This window comes from Geobacillus sp. ZGt-1 (genome assembly GCF_001026865.1).
GTDB classification, from domain to species: domain Bacteria; phylum Bacillota; class Bacilli; order Bacillales; family Anoxybacillaceae; genus Geobacillus; species Geobacillus thermoleovorans.
Genome location: NZ_LDPD01000032.1, coordinates 1 through 1485 on the forward strand (window position 1 = coordinate 1; position 1485 = coordinate 1485).

The following is a 1485-nucleotide window of genomic DNA, read 5'->3' on the forward strand; positions in this document are numbered from 1 at the left end:
GGTTCATCACCAAATTTTGTGATTTAGTGACAAAAAAGAGAAAGCACTGACGAGATCCTGGCAATAATGTTAGCGGTGAAATCAACATTAAGGAGGTCTCGTAAGTGCTTTCGATACCACTAGGATTGCCAGAATTTAAAGTGATTAAACAAGAACTTCTTTCCTATGGTTATGCGATTCATGTAGAGAAAACAGAGACACAGGAACGCTGCCCTCATTGTGGGTTTGCCACTTCCTCTGTCCACGACAGACGGACAAGAAAAGTACGGGATTTGGCGATTTTCCATCAACCGGTGTACTTGTTCGTAAAGGTAAAGCGCTATCGGTGCTGGAATTGTTCCCAAGTGTTTTCCGCCTCTTTGGAATCGATTCAACCCAATCAACACTACACCAATCGATTTTGTGAGTACTTGTATGAACTTTGTGAAGGCTCCACCATTCAAGAGGTTAGCCGAAAGCACCGCATCCCATATACGACATTGGAGCGCATCTATTACTTCATTGCATCGAAAAAAGCAAAAGAGCGTCAAACAGCGATAGAAGCATCTTCTCAAGAAGAGATGGTGCTTAGCTTAGATGAAATCGCGGTAAAAAAGGGACATCAGTATGAAACCGTATTGATGGATGCCAAAGCCGGATCGGTCATGGGAATGCATGCCGATCGCCAATGTGACTCCGCCCTCCACTTGTTGAGCCAAAATGTCCTGTCGAAAGAAAGGGTCCAAACGGTGATTCTTGACATGTGGGAACCTTATCATAAGGCGGTTCGCGCCCTGTTTCCATCTGCTTCGATTGTCATCGATAAGTACCATGTGATTCAAAAAGTGACACAAGCCTTGGATCAAGCAAGAAAGGAATTTCCTCCATTGAAAAAGGCTCGATATCTTCTCTTAAAAGGCTGTGAAAAGCTTCGTAAGGACCAACGGCTTCGATTGGACGATATCTTGGAGGAGTATCCGGTACTTTCCATTGCTTATTATCTGAAAGAGTTGTTTCGGGATTTTTACCGAACCGATGGATATAACGAAGCAAAGGAACGCTTGGAAGAATGGATTCAGTTAGCCAAACAGAGCCCTTTTGCTTCTTTTCAGGAAGCAGCCAACACGCTTGAAAGGTGGAAGGAGCCGATTCTTTCCTACTTTTTGTGCCCATATACCAATGCCCGAATCGAGGGGACGAATCACAAGATCAAAAACATCAAACGCCGGGCATATGGCTATCGAAATCGAGAACGGTTTCGTTTGCGTGTATTTCTGGAGTGTACAGGGAACACTACAGGTAGTCAGGCTGCTTAAGCGCTCTCTTCTTCCGCTATCGGTATGATAGTTGGTAGAATGGAACCCGTCAAGGAAAGCACTTGACTGTTTCCATTCTACCAACTTCGTGGTCTGTATGCGGAAGAAGGATCCTGACTGATGAACCGATTTCATCCAGCTAACATATTTCTGGGGTTGAGTGGAAATCACAGAAAATGGTGAAGACCCG

At 44.6% G+C, this 1485-nt stretch carries 1 protein-coding gene; it reads left to right on the forward strand.

Features of this window, described 5'->3' with window-relative positions; all coding sequences use genetic code 11:
- Nucleotides 1-104 precede the first annotated feature (104 nt).
- On the forward strand, nt 105-1295 hold the full coding sequence (locus VU18_RS15320; protein WP_011229816.1) for an ISL3 family transposase: 1191 nt from the start codon (nt 105-107) through the stop codon (nt 1293-1295).
- The last annotated feature ends 190 nt before the right edge of the window (nt 1296-1485 follow it).